This is a genomic window from Rufibacter ruber (assembly GCF_001647275.1).
In the GTDB taxonomy this organism is placed as follows: domain Bacteria; phylum Bacteroidota; class Bacteroidia; order Cytophagales; family Hymenobacteraceae; genus Nibribacter; species Nibribacter ruber_C.
Window position 1 is genome coordinate 15,275 of record NZ_LRMM01000001.1, and the last position, 15,903, is coordinate 31,177.

At 54.9% G+C, this 15,903-nt stretch carries 15 protein-coding genes and 1 pseudogene; 12 read left to right on the plus strand and 4 right to left on the minus strand.

Going from position 1 to position 15,903, the window contains the following annotated elements; all coding sequences use genetic code 11:
• Positions 1 to 20: 20 nt before the first annotated feature.
• A complete protein-coding gene (locus tag A8O25_RS00065; RefSeq protein ID WP_066829144.1) occupies positions 21 to 1,469 on the plus strand; it encodes an L-lactate permease in 1,449 nt (482 codons plus the stop codon).
• 505 nt (positions 1,470 to 1,974) lie between these two features.
• Here the strand turns inward: A8O25_RS00065 and A8O25_RS00070 are convergent.
• On the minus strand, positions 1,975 to 2,757 hold the full coding sequence (locus tag A8O25_RS00070) for an enoyl-CoA hydratase-related protein (protein ID WP_066829147.1): 783 nt from the start codon (positions 2,755 to 2,757) through the stop codon (positions 1,975 to 1,977).
• 805 nt (positions 2,758 to 3,562) lie between these two features.
• Between A8O25_RS00070 and A8O25_RS00080 the strand changes: the two genes are divergently transcribed.
• The 5 genes from A8O25_RS00080 (at position 3,563) to A8O25_RS00095 (ending at position 7,708) form a co-directional block, all read left to right on the plus strand.
• Positions 3,563 to 5,116, plus strand: a complete 1,554-nt coding sequence (locus tag A8O25_RS00080) for a M28 family metallopeptidase (RefSeq protein WP_066829548.1) — start codon at positions 3,563 to 3,565, stop codon at positions 5,114 to 5,116.
• 172 nt (positions 5,117 to 5,288) lie between these two features.
• A complete protein-coding gene (locus A8O25_RS23640; protein WP_241498891.1) occupies positions 5,289 to 5,726 on the plus strand; it encodes a hypothetical protein in 438 nt (145 codons plus the stop codon).
• Positions 5,641 to 6,936, plus strand: a complete 1,296-nt coding sequence (locus A8O25_RS00085; RefSeq protein WP_241498892.1) for a beta-N-acetylhexosaminidase — start codon at positions 5,641 to 5,643, stop codon at positions 6,934 to 6,936. The genes A8O25_RS23640 and A8O25_RS00085 overlap by 86 nt, the downstream gene beginning before the upstream one ends.
• 101 nt (positions 6,937 to 7,037) lie before the next feature.
• Complete coding sequence (locus A8O25_RS22785; RefSeq protein ID WP_153042528.1) at positions 7,038 to 7,229, plus strand: hypothetical protein; 192 nt, start codon at positions 7,038 to 7,040, stop codon at positions 7,227 to 7,229.
• 8 nt (positions 7,230 to 7,237) lie between these two features.
• Complete coding sequence (locus tag A8O25_RS00095; protein WP_066829155.1) at positions 7,238 to 7,708, plus strand: hypothetical protein; 471 nt, start codon at positions 7,238 to 7,240, stop codon at positions 7,706 to 7,708.
• Between the two features lie 261 nt (positions 7,709 to 7,969).
• On the opposite strand, the gene A8O25_RS00100 is transcribed toward A8O25_RS00095, so the two are convergent.
• Together A8O25_RS00100 and A8O25_RS00105 are read right to left on the minus strand one after the other, a co-directional pair.
• Positions 7,970 to 8,446 (minus strand): hypothetical protein, encoded by a 477-nt coding sequence (locus tag A8O25_RS00100; protein ID WP_066829157.1) that lies wholly within the window; start codon positions 8,444 to 8,446, stop codon positions 7,970 to 7,972.
• 92 nt (positions 8,447 to 8,538) lie between these two features.
• Positions 8,539 to 8,811 carry a hypothetical protein gene (locus A8O25_RS00105; RefSeq protein WP_153042529.1) on the minus strand — a complete coding sequence of 91 codons (273 nt, stop codon included), beginning with the start codon at positions 8,809 to 8,811 and terminating at the stop codon, positions 8,539 to 8,541.
• Positions 8,812 to 8,998: 187 nt separating this feature from the next.
• Here A8O25_RS00105 and A8O25_RS00110 point away from each other — a divergent pair, with 187 nt between their 5' ends.
• The 6 genes from A8O25_RS00110 to A8O25_RS00135 all read left to right on the plus strand — a co-directional run bounded on the left by A8O25_RS00110 (position 8,999) and on the right by A8O25_RS00135 (position 12,413).
• Positions 8,999 to 9,571 (plus strand): DUF4142 domain-containing protein, encoded by a 573-nt coding sequence (locus tag A8O25_RS00110; protein ID WP_066829163.1) that lies wholly within the window; start codon positions 8,999 to 9,001, stop codon positions 9,569 to 9,571.
• Positions 9,572 to 9,581: 10 nt separating this feature from the next.
• Positions 9,582 to 10,157, plus strand: coding sequence for a DUF4142 domain-containing protein (locus A8O25_RS00115; protein ID WP_161947668.1), 576 nt, complete (start codon positions 9,582 to 9,584; stop codon positions 10,155 to 10,157).
• 51 nt (positions 10,158 to 10,208) lie between these two features.
• The gene (locus tag A8O25_RS00120; protein WP_161947669.1) at positions 10,209 to 10,877 is read left to right on the plus strand and encodes a DUF4142 domain-containing protein; all 669 of its coding nucleotides are present in this window, start codon (positions 10,209 to 10,211) and stop codon (positions 10,875 to 10,877) included.
• Positions 10,878 to 10,997: 120 nt separating this feature from the next.
• Positions 10,998 to 11,660, plus strand: coding sequence for a DUF4142 domain-containing protein (locus tag A8O25_RS00125; protein WP_066829170.1), 663 nt, complete (start codon positions 10,998 to 11,000; stop codon positions 11,658 to 11,660).
• An 81-nt stretch (positions 11,661 to 11,741) separates the two neighbouring features.
• A complete protein-coding gene (locus A8O25_RS00130; RefSeq protein WP_066829173.1) occupies positions 11,742 to 11,981 on the plus strand; it encodes a hypothetical protein in 240 nt (79 codons plus the stop codon).
• Positions 11,982 to 12,137: 156 nt separating this feature from the next.
• Positions 12,138 to 12,413: a hypothetical protein gene (locus A8O25_RS00135; protein ID WP_153042530.1), complete on the plus strand. Its 276-nt coding sequence runs from the start codon at positions 12,138 to 12,140 to the stop codon at positions 12,411 to 12,413.
• Between the two features lie 284 nt (positions 12,414 to 12,697).
• Here the strand turns inward: A8O25_RS00135 and uvrA are convergent.
• A pseudogene (gene uvrA / locus A8O25_RS00140) lies at positions 12,698 to 15,543 on the minus strand (excinuclease ABC subunit UvrA); the annotation flags it as partial.
• Positions 15,544 to 15,903 lie beyond the last annotated feature (360 nt).

Genomic DNA, 15,903 nt, shown 5'->3' on the forward strand with positions numbered 1-15,903 from the left:
CTTCCCAAACGAAACCGTGTATGTTTCTCTTAGCCCTACTGCCCATTGCCGTACTCATTCTCTTCTCCCTGCTGAGGAGTGTGCGTGAGGCGGCGTTGCTGGGCCTGGTGGTGACCAGCGGCCTGTTCTTTTACTGGGGCGCCCCGGTTGCCCAGTACCTGGCGGTGATGGGTGTGTCTGTGGTGTCTACCCTCAATATTCTCATGATTGTGTTTGGGGCGCTGTTTCTGTACAACGTGATGCAGGGCACGGGGCTGGTGGAGCAGATTGGGCAGTCGCTGGAGCAGATTCACCCGTCTAAGGAAATCCGGTTTTTCCTGCTGGCCCTTGGCCTGACCGCCTTTTTTGAAGGAGTGGCCGGGTTTGGCACGCCGGGGGCCATTGTGCCGCTGCTGCTCATGGCCATGGGCTATGACGCGCTGGTGTCAGTGGCGGTGGTGCTGCTGTTTGACGGGCTCTTTGCCATTTTTGGGGCGGTGGGCACGCCCTTGCTCACGGGCATGCAGCACCCGCTGCGGCTGCCGCCAGATCAGGTGCGGCAGATTGGGCTCTGGGCGGCCGTGATAGGGGTGCTGGTGCAGGGGGCGCTGCTTTTCTTTGTCTTCAGGTTTCTCCGGAACGCCCAGGCCCCGGTGCGGCACAAAGCTCAGGTATGGGTGCTGTTCTCGTTCTTTGCGGTGCCGTTCTGCGGGTTTGCCTGGTGGGTGACTGATCTGGCTACCGTCTTGGCGGCCTTGGCCATGCTGCTGCTGTCTGTGCTGTACCTGAGGAGCAAAGGCACCCGGCTGCAGGTGGGCCCCTGGGTGCCGTATGTGCTGCTGGCGGGGTTGCTGCTGCTCCCTAAGCTCTGGGGCGGCCTGCAGCAGGTGCTGGGCTGGGAGTTGCGTTTTCACCACCTCTTCGGGACGGGGATTTCTACTGGTCTGCGCCCTTTGCTCTCGCCGCTCTTTCCGTTTCTGCTGGTGGGGGGGGCGGTGGCGCTCTACCAAAAGAGCCGCACGTTTTATCTGGCCGAAGCCGGGAAGAAAACGGCTATGGTCTCGCTGGTGCTGTTTCCGTCTATCATGATTGCGCAGCTCATGATCCACTCGGGCGGGGTGCAGCCGTCTATGGTCAACTATATCTCTGGCATGATGGGCCGCCTGCAAGGCGGCTATGTTCTGTTTTCGCCGTTCCTGGGCATCCTGGGCGCTTTTATCACCGGCAGCACCACCGTCTCTAATGTGGTCTTTGCGCCGTCTCAGCTGGAAACGGCCCAGCTGCTGAAGGTGAATCCTACGGTAATCCTGGCGCTGCAACTGGTGGGGGCGGGGCTGGGAAATGCCATCTGCCTGTTCAATATTGTGGCCGCCGCCTCTATCGCCAACCTGAAAGACTACAAAGAAGTACTTCGGTTGAACTTGCTCCCGGCGCTGGTGGCGGGCTTTCTGGCCGGTGCTTTGGGTTGGCTGCTGCTGTGGCTGCTGTAGCGTAAGTTTCTGTTTTGGGGCTGTTTTTGGGAAAATAGCCCGAAAACGCCCAAGCCAGCATTCCCTCTCCCCGGGGCAAAGGCTAGCGGAACGGTCAGCCCAGGAGCAGTACCCCTGATGGCAATAAGCCAACTAGGTTATTCCCGTGTCCTCGTAAAAAGCTGGTTGAAACCTTAATCTGGCGCGAATCTCCAGACTCGTGCCGATAAGTGAGTGGAGTCTCCAGACTCCCTGTGTTCTACTTGTGGTTTCTTGCGTCTCTGGAGACTCGTATCACGGTTCGTCACAACACCGGAGTATCGCGCCAGTTCATTTTCAACAAATAGCAATAAACCATCAGCAATCTTGAAAAGACCTCGTAGCGTCCGGAGGACCTGCGAGCGTCTGCGCCAATGGCCTTTGCTCCTTCACTGCCCTCACCCTAACCCTCTCCCCGGGGGAGAGGGAATGCCGCCTTTCTGTTTTCGGGCTGTTTTTACAAAAACAGGCCGAAACCAGAATTTGCTTATTCTCCTGTAAAAACAGGTTTGCGCTTCTCGTTGAAGGCGGTTACGCCTTCGCGGTAGTCAGCCGAGGAACCGGCAATCTCCTGGCAGTACGCCTCATATTCCAGCATCTCGTCCAGGCTGGACTCAAACGACTTGTTCAGCATCTTCTTCATGAGCCCAATGGCTTTGGTAGGGGCGCCGGCGTAGCGGTCAGTGATCTGCTGCACGGCGGCGTCCAGTTCCTCAGGCGCCACTACCTGGTTGACCAGGCCCAGGCGCAAGGCTTCCTCGGCGGGGACTTTGGTGCCCAGCGTGCTCAGCTCAAACGCCTTGCGCATGCCCACCAGCCTTGGCAGGAAGTAAGAACTACCGGAGTCTAACACCAGCCCCACGTTTACGAACACCTCAATCAGACTGGCGGCAGAACTGGCCACAATGTAATCACAGGCCAACGCCAGGGAACAACCGGCCCCGGCCGCTACGCCGTTCAGGCGGCAGATGATGGGTTTGGGCAGTTCGCGCATGGCCTTGATGATGGGGTTGTAGCGCTTGTGCAGGCTTTCAGCCAATGAGCGTTTCTCGGCCCCGGCAATGGCTTTCAGGTCCTGGCCCGAGCAGAAGGCTTTGCCCGCGCCGGTGAGAATGACCACGCGCACGCTGGCGTCACGGGTGACTTGTTTTAACGCATCTTGCAGCTCATAGCTCTGCTGGTCATTGAACGCATTGAATACGTCTGGGCGGTTGAGGGTGATGGTGGCCACGCCGTTGGTGACGGTATAGATAAGTTTTTCTTCAGACATTGTTTCAGGGGTGTTTTTCAAAATCAAGGTCAAAGACGCTAAGGTTGGGGCATATTTGGGGAGTGAAAGAAAACTGCCGGCATGCGCTCATTCAAAAGTAAGGGTTTGCGGCGGGAGTGGCAAGGGGTATGGGTTACCCAGGGTGGAAAGCCGCATAAAGGGAAAAGAGGTTTGGTTTCTTTTTACCGTTCTACAGGATTTTCTATGCTTTTTGCTTTTCTACTCCTATTTCTTCCGCTGGTTGTACAGCAGGCGGGCTTTTTGGTGGTGAAAACAAACCTGCCCATCAGGGTTTCTATTTTTTTGACAGCCTGCGCCCTAGGGGTGTTCCTTCCCTGGCAAGCCACGTTTTTGGCAGCCAGTGCTTTATTAGAGGGAGTGACTGCCAAAGGGCAAGGCGCAGGTTGTGTGACTGGCGCGGTCGTGTTTCTGCCGTTAGGCTACGGAATTACCCTCATCACTTTCTGCGTAGGGCTGTATGGCCTTATTTCAAAAGTGGGGAAGAAACAGAGAAAATAGTCAGCTGGGGCAGAGGTAAGCGCTTGTTTACATTTTAATTTTTGCCGGCGAAAACGGGGAGGAAAAGGTGCTTCTAGCCCGTTTTTTGAGCAGCATAGCAGCGCCATGGGGCGGGGCAACCGCCAAGCCAGGTTCAATTGAGGCCCGGTTGCAGCGCATAAGATAATTGTAAACGCATGCTTTTAGCGAGACACTGAGGTGATGCTGTTATTAAAGAGTGGCTAATTTGCAGCAACTTTCTATCTTTACCGCTTCCAACACACTCATTATTAATTCCTACAAACAAATGAACAAAGCTTACGCCTTTTTGTTGGGCACCGCGTTCCTGGCGGTTCCTGCCTTTGCCCAGCAAGCCGAACCGCTAGACGCGGCCGTGGTGGAGAAAATCCGCCAGGAGGGCCTGAAAAACTCACAGGTCATGGACATTGCGTTTTACCTGACAGATGTGAACGGTCCGCGTCTTTCCGGCTCCCCGGGTCTGGCCAGAGCCAACCAGTGGACCAAGGATAAGCTGACTTCCTGGGGATTGAAGAATGCCACCATTGAACCTTGGGGCACGTTTGGCAAAGGCTGGGAGGTAGAGAAGTCTTACCTGGCGCTGACCAAACCGTATTACCAGCCCATGATTGGTTCGCCCAAAGCCTGGACCCCCAGCACCAATGGCACGGTGAAAGGCCAGGTGGTGCTGGTGAAAGCCACCAAAGAAGAAGACCTGGCGCAGTACGCGGGCAAGCTGAAAGGCAAGATTGTGATGATGCAGGTGAACAACCCCATTAAAACGTCTTTTGAGCCCTCGGCTTTCAGATACACAGACGAGCAGCTGCAGAAAATGGCTGAGCCGGTACAGCCTTCGGCGGGACGGGCGCCCATGAGCGAAGAGCAGATGGCCGCGTTCAGGGCCCGCAGAGCTTTGGCTACCAAAATGTCTGAAATGTTCCTGCAAGAAGGGGCTGCCGCCGTTCTGAGTTCGCGCAGCGGCTCCCACGGTACGTTCTTTACCAGCAACGGCGCCTCTTATGCCCAGGATGCCAAGCCGGTGCTGCCTGAGTTTGAGATTGCCCTGGAAGACCTTGCGCGCATGAGCCGCCTGCTGAGCGCCGGTATTCCGGTAGAGGTGGAGCTGGAAAGCAAGACCCGCTTTGTGACAGATGACCCGCAGGGCTACAACGTGATTGCTGAGATACCGGGTACTGACAAGAAACTGAAGTCTGAGCTGGTGATGCTGGGCGGTCATATTGACTCCTGGCATGCCGCCACCGGCGCCACAGACAACGCCGCCGGCGTGGCCGTGATGATGGAGGCCGTACGTATTCTCAAAGCCCTGAACCTGCAACCGAAGCGTACCATTCGCATTGCCCTGTGGGGTGGCGAGGAGCAAGGCTTGCACGGCTCCAGAGGCTATGCTAAAAAGCATTTAGGTGATGCGCAGACCATGCAGACTTTGCCTGAGTATGATAAGGTTTCAGCTTATTTCAACCTGGACAACGGAACCGGTAAAATCAGAGGAATCTACACGCAGGGCAATGAGGCGGTAGCGCCGCTGTTCAAAGAGTGGTTCAAGCCGTTCCATGATCTGGGTGCCACTACTGTGACCAACCGCAACACCGGTGGTACTGACCACTTGGCGTTTGATGCGCTGGGCATCCCGGGCTTCCAGTTCATACAGGATGAGATTGAGTATGACACCCGCACCCACCACACCAACATGGACACCTATGACCGCCTGCAGCCCGATGACCTGAAGCAGGCCTCTGTGATTGTGGCCTCGTTTGTGTACCAGACCGCCAACCGCAAAGACAAGCTGCCGCGCAAGCCAAAACCGCAGCCCAAGCAGTCATAAGTTCAGGTAGCAAGACAATGTGATCTTGACAAACACTACTTTTAAGCAGTGATTTCACGGCCTTTGCCCAATTTTATGGGGCAAAGGCCGTTTTCTTTTTGCCGTGATCCTGTGCAGGTGTTTACCTTTACACAGCCGCAATGCGGCAATGACGAGAATCTAATCAGAAAAAATGCTAAATCTTAGACTTCCCCTGGTGGCGCTTCTGCTTTTAGTGCTGTCGCTTGGCGGCCACGCCCAACCCCCGTCTGTGAACAACATCATTCCCAAACCGGTGTGGGTAAACGCACTTGGCAAGAAGCCGGTGCCCGTAACGGCGCAGACGGTGATTGTGGCAGATGCCCCTTTTCAGGAGCAGGTCACCTATTTGCAGGGGTTGCTGCAAAAACAGCTGGGGCTGACCCTGAAAGTGGTGCAAGGCGCAAAAGCGGCGGGCAACGCTGCCCAGATTTATTTAAAAAATGACCCTTCGGCGGCGCAAACCAGAAATGTACGTGCTTCAGGCGCAGGGGAACCAAATTACCGTGAAGGCCAAAGATGTGCCGGGGGTGGTGCATGGTCTCCAGACGCTGCTGCAGTTGCTGCCCTTGCAGAAAGTAAAAACCGCTGAGGTAGCGGCGGTAGAAATCAAAGATTACCCCCGGTTCGCGTACCGCGGCATGCACCTGGATGTAAGCCGTCATATCTTTCCGGTGGAGTTCATCAAGAAATACATTGACTACCTGGCGTTCCATAAGTTCAACACCTTTCACTGGCACCTCACAGATGACCAGGGCTGGCGCCTGCAGATTGACGCGTACCCCAAACTGACCAGCGTGGGCGCGTGGCGGAATTCTACCCTCATTGGCCACTTCAAAGACCAGCCCGCCCGCTATGACTCTACCCGCTACGGCGGTTTCTACACCAAAGACCAGGTGCGCGACATTGTGAAATACGCCGCTGTGCGCGGCATCAACGTAGTGCCTGAGATTGACATTCCGGGCCACAGCCGGGCCATTATTGCGGCCTACCCTGAGTTCAGCACCCGCCCTGATACCACCTGGCAGGTAGCCAACACCTGGGGCATGTACAACCGGCAGAACAACGTGCTGGCGCCCAACCCCCAAACGTTTAAGTTTCTGGAGACCGTGTTTGGCGAGGTGGCTGATCTGTTCCCGTCGCCGTACGTGCACATTGGCGGCGATGAGTGCAGCAAGATGTGGTGGAAAGCAGACCCCAAGACCCAGGCGTTTATGAAGGCCTACGGCCTCAAAGACGAGAAGGAACTGCAGACGTATTTCATCACGCAGGTGGCGGGCTACCTGGCCAAGAAGAACAAAAAGATCATTGGCTGGCATGAGATTCTGGAGGGGAAACTGGATACCACGGCCATTGTCATGAACTGGGGCGGGGCCAAAGAAGGCATTGCGGCCGCGCAGCTGAAACACCCGGTGATCATGAGCCCCGGAAAGCCGCTCTACTTTGACGCGTATCAGTCAAAAGACCCCAAAGACAGCCTCGCCATTCATGGGTACAACCCGCTGGATGCCGTGTATAACTTTGAGCCCGTGCCGGCAGAGCTGAAGCAGCAGAACCTGGGCCGCTACATCATGGGCGCCCAAGGCAACGTCTGGACCGAGTACATGGGCTATCCGTCTAAGGTGGAGTACATGGTGTTCCCGCGTATGACTGCTCTGAGCGAGGTGCTCTGGACAGAAGAGAAGCAGAAAAACCTCACTGATTTCAAGAAACGGCTGCAGCAGAACATGATCCCGAGGTACCAGTTCTGGGGAAGCGGCTATTTCAAGGATTTTGAGAAGTGGACCATGGCCAACCAGTAGAACCTCTTTTTCTGTTTTTGCCTGTTTTTCAGAAAACAGGCCAAAAACAGACGGGTTGGGGAGTGGCTGGTTTTTTGTATCTTTATTTCTTTCCTATTTCTATGAGTAACCAAACCCGAAACGGGAACATGCTGCTAAACGGAATGCTGGTGGTTTCCTTTCTTATTCTGTGGCGCAATCTGGAGCACCCCAATATTCTGGTGCCCGTGCTGTCATTTGCGGGTTTTCTGATGTTTGTGCTGCTGAAAATCTTCTTTGTGCTGCGTCAACGCAAAAACAATTCACCAAAATAAGACTGCCTATGGAGCCTTTCTTCCTGAATTTAGCCCCCGCTGCTCAGAACGGCACTACGCTTATGCGCGTGTATTTTTTTCTGGCCGTGGTGTTCCTGCTCATTGGCGGGTACGGGGTGTACCACCGCTACGTAGAAGAAGGCGCCACCACGGTGGGGGAGTACATTTTACCCCTGATCCAGCTGGCACTGGCCATCTCGTACCTGTTCATTGCCTGGCGCCGCCGCAAACCATCTGGCACCCGCTATGTAGAGGTGACAGACCAATACCTGGAACTGAAGCTGTTGCCCAACCAGTCTGCTCTCACCCTGCTGTGGAGCAACATTAGTCTGCTGCGGGTGCAGCCAGACAAGATGCTCTACCGCCTGACCAGCGGCCAAGCCGGGGAGATAAGCTTTGACGACCTGCCCGAGGAGCATGAGGAGCTGGTGCGGGACACCATTCGGCAAGCCGGAAGAAAGAAGGGCGTAAGTCTGTAGTTGAGATACGGTTTAGGCCTGTTTTTGAAAAAGTAGCCTGAAAACAGAAAAGGGAGCCTGCTTTAGGCTCCCTTTTCTGTTTTCAGTAGCAAGACAAATCAAATTATACATTTTGTCATCCTGAAAGGATCTTGTGAGCGAACGAGATAAGCTCTTACTGACCGATACTGCCGTTCGCCACCAAGATCCTTCCAGAATTCCAGAGAGGAAAGAAATAGCTAGTTATTTCTGCCCAAGTACTTATGTTCGTTACCAAATGCCTTAGCGCAGGGTAATTTGTTTGGTTCTTCCGTTCACCGTGATGGCCGCCACCTTGTCACAGGGTTCGCCGCCCACGGGGTCATAATTCAAGGTGAGGGTGCCGCCATTCTTGTTGGTCACGCTAACCTGGCCGGCTACAAAGTTCTTGAGACAGCCCACCCTGAACACCTTTTTGAGGGGCGTGGTGATGGTGCAGGTAAACGCAACGCCTTTGCGGTTTGTGCCGGTGGCTGAGCCGGTAATGACATATTCATCATCTGTTAGCTGTACTGTTCCGGCCCCGGCGGTTCGTTCCAGAACCCGGTTGGCTGCCCAGGAGATGGTGCCGTCTGGGGTGATAATGCCCGCGCCGGTGACCACCACCTGGTATTTCCGCTTGCCGGTCTCAGCTGCCAGGTTGGTGATGACCTTGGTGCCGGTGTGCTGGCGGTCATTCACGTAGTACTCCTGCAGGGAAACCGTAACGGTAGCCCCCACGGTGCGTCTGGGGCCGTTGAAGACGGCTATGATTTTTCCGCGGCGGTAGATCCCGTCCGGGCACAGGCAGTTGGCGGTGCCAAAGTCAAGGGTCAGGGTTTGGGTGGCGGCGTTCCAGGAGCGCTGGGCGAGTCTGGCAAGGGGGTGATAAAACCGGTAACCCTGACACCAGACTGATAATCTTCAGGGGCTTCAGTGTCTACCCAGTCAAAGACAGAGGCAAACTCCGCTTCTGCCACCGCGTTGTCTTCTACAGATTGGATGTTCTCCAGGGCGTCTTCCTGTTCCTGGTCTTTCTTGCAGCCCAGAAACAAGACCGGAAACAGCAGCAACCATGCCGCAGCCCCCTTCTTAAGTAGTTTCATGCCAGTAATCATTTGTCTGTTTTTTCCCTTTGACAGCAAAGGGAAGAGTGGGTTTAACCAAGGGTGAATTAAATATAGTAAATTTTATATACAAAACAAGGCCGGGCGCATTTTCAACCCTAGCCCGCTTCGCCCGTAAAAACACGGACAGGTGCCACCTGTAAAGCCATGCGTACAAAATCTAACTATGAAAAAAAATCTGTTTCACTTGATCTGCGGGGGCGCGCTGCTCTTCTGGGTTTCCGGCTGCGGCGGTTCTTCTGACTCTACCTCAGTAGACGCGGCCGCTAAGCACAATGAGGAGCTGTTGGAAAGCACCGGGAAAGATGAAGCCGCCGGCTGGTTTGTGGCCGAGGCCGCCAGCCACAACATGCTTTCAGCAGAGCTGGGGCGGCTGGCGAGCAGCAAAGCCGTAAATCCTGGCCTGAAGCAGTTTGGTCAGCTTTTGCTGGATCACCACACCCAGACCAACGCCCAGCTCAAGCAGATTGCAGATTTAAAGAACCTCATCACCCCTACCAAGTTAGGCAATGATCACCAGGATCTGTACAATGACATTCTGAGCAAAACGGGAGCGGGTTTTGACCAGGCTTACCTGGAGGCGGTGGTGGAGAACCATGAGGAGATCATTAAAAAGTATGAGGAAATGGCCAATGAGGGCAAAGACCCTGAGTTGAAAAGTTATGCCGCCAAAGCACTGCCTACCCTCAGAGCCCATGTAGAACAGGCTGAGCAGCTGGAAAGCCAGGTGCAGAAGTAGAAGAATGAAAATGCAGAAGATAAAACAGTGGGTTCTAGCCGGGTGGGCAGTAGTTTTTTCTCTGATTTTACTGACGGGCTGCGCCGGCGCTGACGTAGGATCAGGTACCGGCGCTGGCGCTGGCACCGGGTCTGGTACGGGTACTCCTTCAGCCTCTAAGGCAGACGCCTCGTTTGTCGCCATTGCGGGCAGTAACGGTCTGCTGCAGGTACAGCTCAGTGAACTGGCTATGCAGAAAAGTGCCAATCTGGAGGTTAGGGAGTTTGCCAAACTGATGGCCCAGCAGCACACCAGGATCAACACAGAGCTGAAGGGGGTGGCCCAGCAGATGCGGGTCACATATCCCGGCGCCCTATCTGGTAATGACAAGGTGATTTATGACAGAACGGCAAAGCTGTCTTCGCCTGTGTTTGAACAAACGTATGCCCGTGAAATGGAGACGGCGCTGCAACAAGACATAGCCCTGTACCAGAATGCCGTCTCCAGCTCCAGCAACCTGGCGCTGCGTGGCTTCGCTTTGAAAAACACCCCCGTTCTGCAAGGCTACCTACGGTTGGCCACGCAGCTCAAGAAGGTAGTGCCGTAACCGCGCCTACCAGTAAGTGCAGTTGATTGTTTGATGTTGAAAAAAATACCTATGAAAAAGCTAATGTATATGTGCATTGCCGGGGCCCTGGCCGCCGGTGCCGCCTGTAGTAGAATAGAAACGTCTACCTCTAATCAGATTCCTGCCACCAACGCCTATGAGGCCAGCATTAGGGACAACAACATGGCCGCTGGCTCCACCAGGGGCACAGATGAGGCCATACGTGAGGCCAATGCCAGCACCAACACCCATGCGGCGGCTTCTGGGGGCTTCATGTTCCAGAACCAGCTCATGACAGAGGGGGAATTCCTGAACGAGGCCGCCAGTTCCAGCATGATGCAGATACAGCTGGCAAAACTGGTGCAACAGAGAAGTGCCAAACCTGAGGTGAGGCAGTTTGCCGAAATGATGATGGACCACCATACCAAGGCCGCGTTAGAAGTGCATTCCATTGCCTCCGGTATGAACATGACTCCGCCGGCGGTGCTTATGCCCGCCCACCAGAAAGCGGTTGACAAACTCTCAAAACTCAGCGGCAAAGAGCTGGATGAGGAGTATATGGAGTTCATGGAAGACCTGCATGAATATGACATAGCCAAGTTTGAGGTAGCCAGTAACAAAGCCCCAACCGTCTCTGTCAAAGCATTTGCGGTGAGAACACTGCCCATTCTGCGCGTGCACCTTGACTCAGCAGACAAACTGGAGTCAAAGATTGACTAACCGCCTGAGGGCGTGGCCTGTCTCTGGTTGGGCAATGCAAGTGTATTGTTCTTGTACGGCTCAACCTCAGTCAAACCTTCCCGTATGTAAGGTGAACCTGAATAAATAACAAAAGGAACTATGAAAAAAACAATGCTTATGATTGCGGCCGGTGCCATGATGTTCACCGCTGCTTGTACTAGCACAGATACTAGTACAGACACAGCCTCTACCGCTGAAACGGCCACTGCCACAGATGCGGCCATGGGTACCACCGGTACCGCAGATGCCACGGCTGGTACCACCGGAACCACGTCTTCTGCCGGAACCACCGGTACTATGGGTACAGACGCTGATGTCACCACAGTCACTGATTTAGATGATCCTGCCTTTATGATGAACGCCGCCAGCGCCAACATGCTGGAGATTGAGCTGGGCAGAATGGCGGTACAGAACGCGGCTAACGCCGATGTGAAAAAATATGGCCAGATGATGGTAGACCACCACTCCAAAGCCAACCAGGAAGCCATGGCGCTGGCCAAGCAATTGAACATTCAGCTGCCTACCACCTTAATGCCTATGCACCAGGCCATGGTAGACAAACTGAAAGGCAAAACCGGTAAAGACTTTGATGAGGATTTCATGGACATCATGGAAACCAGCCACAAAATGACCATTGCCATGTTTGAGGCCAAGAGCAACAACGCTCAGAATGCACAGGTGAAGGCACTGGCCACTAAAATGCTTCCGCAACTACGCTCTCACTTAGAGATGGCTACCAAGCTGGAAGACACCGTAGACTAGTAATTCTTGCACTGCAGGATAAGAGCCAGTCAGCAGAGGTTGACTGGCTCTTTGCTTTTGCTCCATCTACCAGGTACTTGCATGAGAAGAAGAACATGCAAGGCCAACGGGATACTGACAGGCCTGCTCTTTGCTGTTGCCGCGTGTGGCGGAGCAGGAACAGGTACCTCTACCACTGACCAAGGGCCCGGCACTACCGGAGATTCAACAGCGGTGCGCCCTACCTCTGCCACCAGCAGCGCCGGCGGGGCCGGAATGGGGGGAGCCACCTCTACGCATGCCCTGGCCACAGATACTATAGCCAGAGATTCAACGCAGTGAGAGGGATGGAAGCTGCCAGCCCGTAAAAAAACAGCAGGGGGTGTGGCAGTGTGGTAGAGTCTGCTTACTTTTGCGGCGGTAACCTCTTAGGGGAGAACCGGTATAAAGCAGAACTAACTAAGATTTAAAGTTTATCCATACGTTATGAAAAAACTGATGCCATTCATTGTTGCTGGAGCGTTGTTAGTGGGTGCTTCCTGCAATACGTATACTGCCAGTACTGATCCAGATGATAAAGGCACCGGCTATGCCTTGACAGATGACAAAGCAGCCACTGGCCATACCAGCAGCCACGAGGTAGCAGAGGCGAACAACAACGCTACCCTGGACCACCCTGAAACCCAATCTACCAAAGACTCGGCTGCGGCCCCTGCCGCCAAAGACAGCGCTGCGGCTCCTGCAACCACTGCCCCTGCCGCAGGAGCGCACTAAGAACATGGTTTCTTTTTAAAAGCAAAGCCCTCTCTGGTACCAGAGAGGGCTTTGCTTTTAATTATGTTTTCGCCTGTTTTCAGAAAAACAGGCCGAAAACGCTAGTCGGTTTTTTTCTTTCTGCCTGGTTTCTTCTTCTCTGTAGCAGGAGCAGTTTCTGCCGTAGCGGCTTCTTTCTTCTTGCGGCCGCGGGTTTTCTTCTCAGGGGCCGGAGCGTCTGCAGCCTCCTCATCGGCTTCGGGCTCGTCTTCTGCCAACACGGGGGCGTCTACATAGTGGCTGGTGGCCAGTTCCTCTTTCAGGAAGCGGGCGGTGTGGCCGGCGGTGCATTGGGCCACTTCTTCGGGCGTGCCCTGGGCCACAATGGTGCCGCCTTTGGCGCCGCCCTCTGGGCCAATGTCAATGATGTGGTCGGCTACCTTGATCAGGTCCATGTTGTGCTCAATGATGAGTACGCTGTTGCCTTTGTCTACCAGGCGGTTCAACACGTCTGAGAGGTGCTGAATGTCCTGGAAGTGCAGACCCGTGGTGGGCTCATCCAGGATGTAGAGTGTGCGGCCCGTGTCTTTCTTGGAAAGCTCCGTGGCCAGTTTCACGCGCTGCGCCTCACCGCCTGAGAGCGTAGTAGCCTGCTGACCCAAAGTGATGTAACCCAAGCCAACCTGGTTCAAGGTCTGGATTTTACGCAGAATACGCGGCTGATTCTCGAAGAACTCCACGGCGTGCTCCACGGTCATGTCCAGTACATCGGTAATCGACTTGCCTTTGAACCGTACTTCCAGGGTCTCGCGGTTGTAGCGTTTGCCTTTGCAGGTTTCGCAGGGCACGTACACGTCTGGCATGAAGTTCATCTCAATGGTACGCATACCCGCGCCCTCGCAGGTCTCGCAGCGGCCACCTTTCACGTTGAACGAGAAACGTCCCGCCGAATAGCCTCTGATTTTAGCCTCGGGCAGTGACGCGAACAGACTGCGTATCTCCGTGAATACACCGGTGTAGGTAGCGGGGTTAGAGCGCGGCGTACGCCCAATAGGACTTTGATCCACCTCAATCACCTTGTCAATGTTGTTCAGGCCTTCAATTTCCTGGTAAGGCAACGCCTCGCGCTTGGCGTTGAAGAAGTACTTGTTCAGGATAGGGAACAGCGTGTCATGAATGAGCGACGATTTACCGCTACCCGAAACCCCAGTCACGCACAGGAACTTGCCCAATGGCAGCTCCAGCGTCACGTTCTTCAGGTTATGACCCGTGGCACCGCGCAGAATGAGGCTCTTGCCATTGCCTTCACGCTTTTGGCGGCGCACCGGAATGCCGCGGCGGTAGCTTAGGTAATCTGAGGTGGTGGTGTTGCTTTCCATCATCTCCTTCGGGGTACCCGCCGTCACTATCTGGCCACCATGCGCGCCTGCGCCCGGGCCAATGTCCACCACGTAGTCGGCGGCCAGAATCATGTCTTTGTCGTGCTCCACCACTACCACTGAGTTGCCCAAATCACGCAAGTCTTGCAGGGCCTTGATGAGTTTCTCGTTGTCGCGCTGGTGCAGGCCAATGCTGGGTTCATCCATGATGTAGAGCACACCCACCAGCTGCGTTCCTATCTGCGTAGCCAGGCGTATGCGTTGGCTTTCGCCCCCTGATAAAGTTCTCACGGAGCGGTGCAGGTGCAGGTATTCCAATCCCACGTCTACCAGGAAGCCAATCCGCTTCCGGATTTCCTTAAGCAGTTCACGGGCGATGAGGTTTTGGCGTTCGTTCAGTCGCTCTTCCAGGTTGGCCACCCAGGCGGCCAGTTCGGCAATGTCCATTTCGGCCAGCTGCCGATGTGTTTATCATCTAGCTTGAAGTGCAAAGACTCCTTTTTCAGGCGGTAGCCGTTACACTCGGGGCAGGTGCTCTGGGTGGTGTATTCCTGCACCCACGCGCGCACATTTTCAGAATCTGACTCCAGCTGCTTTTTCAGGAAGCTCATCACCCCCTCAAAGATGAACGGCTCACGCTTGCCTTTGGGGTCTTCCTCCTCAAACCCGTACAGTAGGTCATGCCAGGCCTGGGCGGGAATCTCAGAAATAGGAACCGTTAAGCTGGTTTTGTGGCGCTTGAGCAGGGCCGTGATCTGACTGAAAATCCAGATATCGCGGTACTCGCCCAGCGGCGCGATGCCCCCACGGCTGATGCTCAGGCTCTTGTCTGGCGCGATGGAATCTTCGGTGAGTTCCTCAATTTCGCCCAGACCGTTGCACACCGGGCAGGCCCCGTACGGCGAGTTGAACGAGAAGGTGTTAGGTGCCGGGTCATCATAGGCAATGCCGGTGGCGGGGTCCATGAGGTGGCGGGAGTAGAACTGCGTGGCATTGGTGTCAGCGTCCAGCACCAACACGGTGCCTTTGCCGTGCTGCAGCGCGTTCTGGATAGACGTGGACAGGCGGTAACGGTCCTCCACGCTCGGCACCAGCTTGTCAATCACAATCTCAATGTCATGGATCTTATAGCGGTCTACCTGCATCTTGGGCGTGAGTTCCACCAGCTCGCCGTCAATGCGCGCGCGCAGGAAGCCCATCTTCCTGATTTGCTCAAACAGCTCGCGGTAATGGCCTTTGCGGCCTTTCACCACGGGCGCCAGCACAATGGTTTTCTTGCCACTGAAATGCTCCAGCACGTGCTGCACAATCTGGTCATCAGACTGCTTAATCATTTTCTCGCCCGTCACATAGCTGAAGGCCTCGGCAGTACGGGCGTAGAGCAGGCGCAGGAAATCGTAGATTTCCGTAATAGTGCCCACCGTGGAGCGCGGGTTGCGCGAGGTGGTTTTCTGCTCAATGGAAATCACCGGCGAAAGCCCCTCAATCTTGTCTACATTGGGGCGCTCCAGTCCGCCCAAGAACGAGCGGGCGTAGGCCGAAAACGTCTCCATGTAGCGGCGCTGGCCCTCGGCGTAGATGGTGTCAAACGCAAGCGAAGATTTCCCGCTGCCCGAGATGCCCGTGAACACCACCAGCTGGTTGCGCGGTATTTTGAGGCTGATGTTCTTGAGGTTGTGTTCCCGCGCGCCGTACACTTCAATGAAGGGCACGTCTACGGTAGAGCTATTTTGTTTGGCTACAGGGGTAGCCGCAGAATCTTTTGGCGTCATCCGATTTGGTTCGGTTTAAAGAGCAAAGGTAGGCATTTGCCCGCTAGAAAAGCAGCGGCCAACCCCATCTCTTCTTAACCGAATTTACAGCGGAATAGTTTATCCTCACCCCCGGCCCCTCTCCCACGGAGAGGGGAGATTTTTGGCTACTGCGTTTTGGGGCTGTTTTTGGAAAAACAGGCGGGAAACGGGATTGTCTGCACCTAGATCTATGGAATTTTCAGGATTGCTGGATTTTGCGGTGGGCAAGGCTGTTGGCAGAGACACTCGTAGGAGCTGCGCACGCTACGAGGTCTTTGGAGCGGAATAGTTTAACCTCACCCCCAGCCCCTCTCCCACGGAGAGGGGAGCCTGCATATT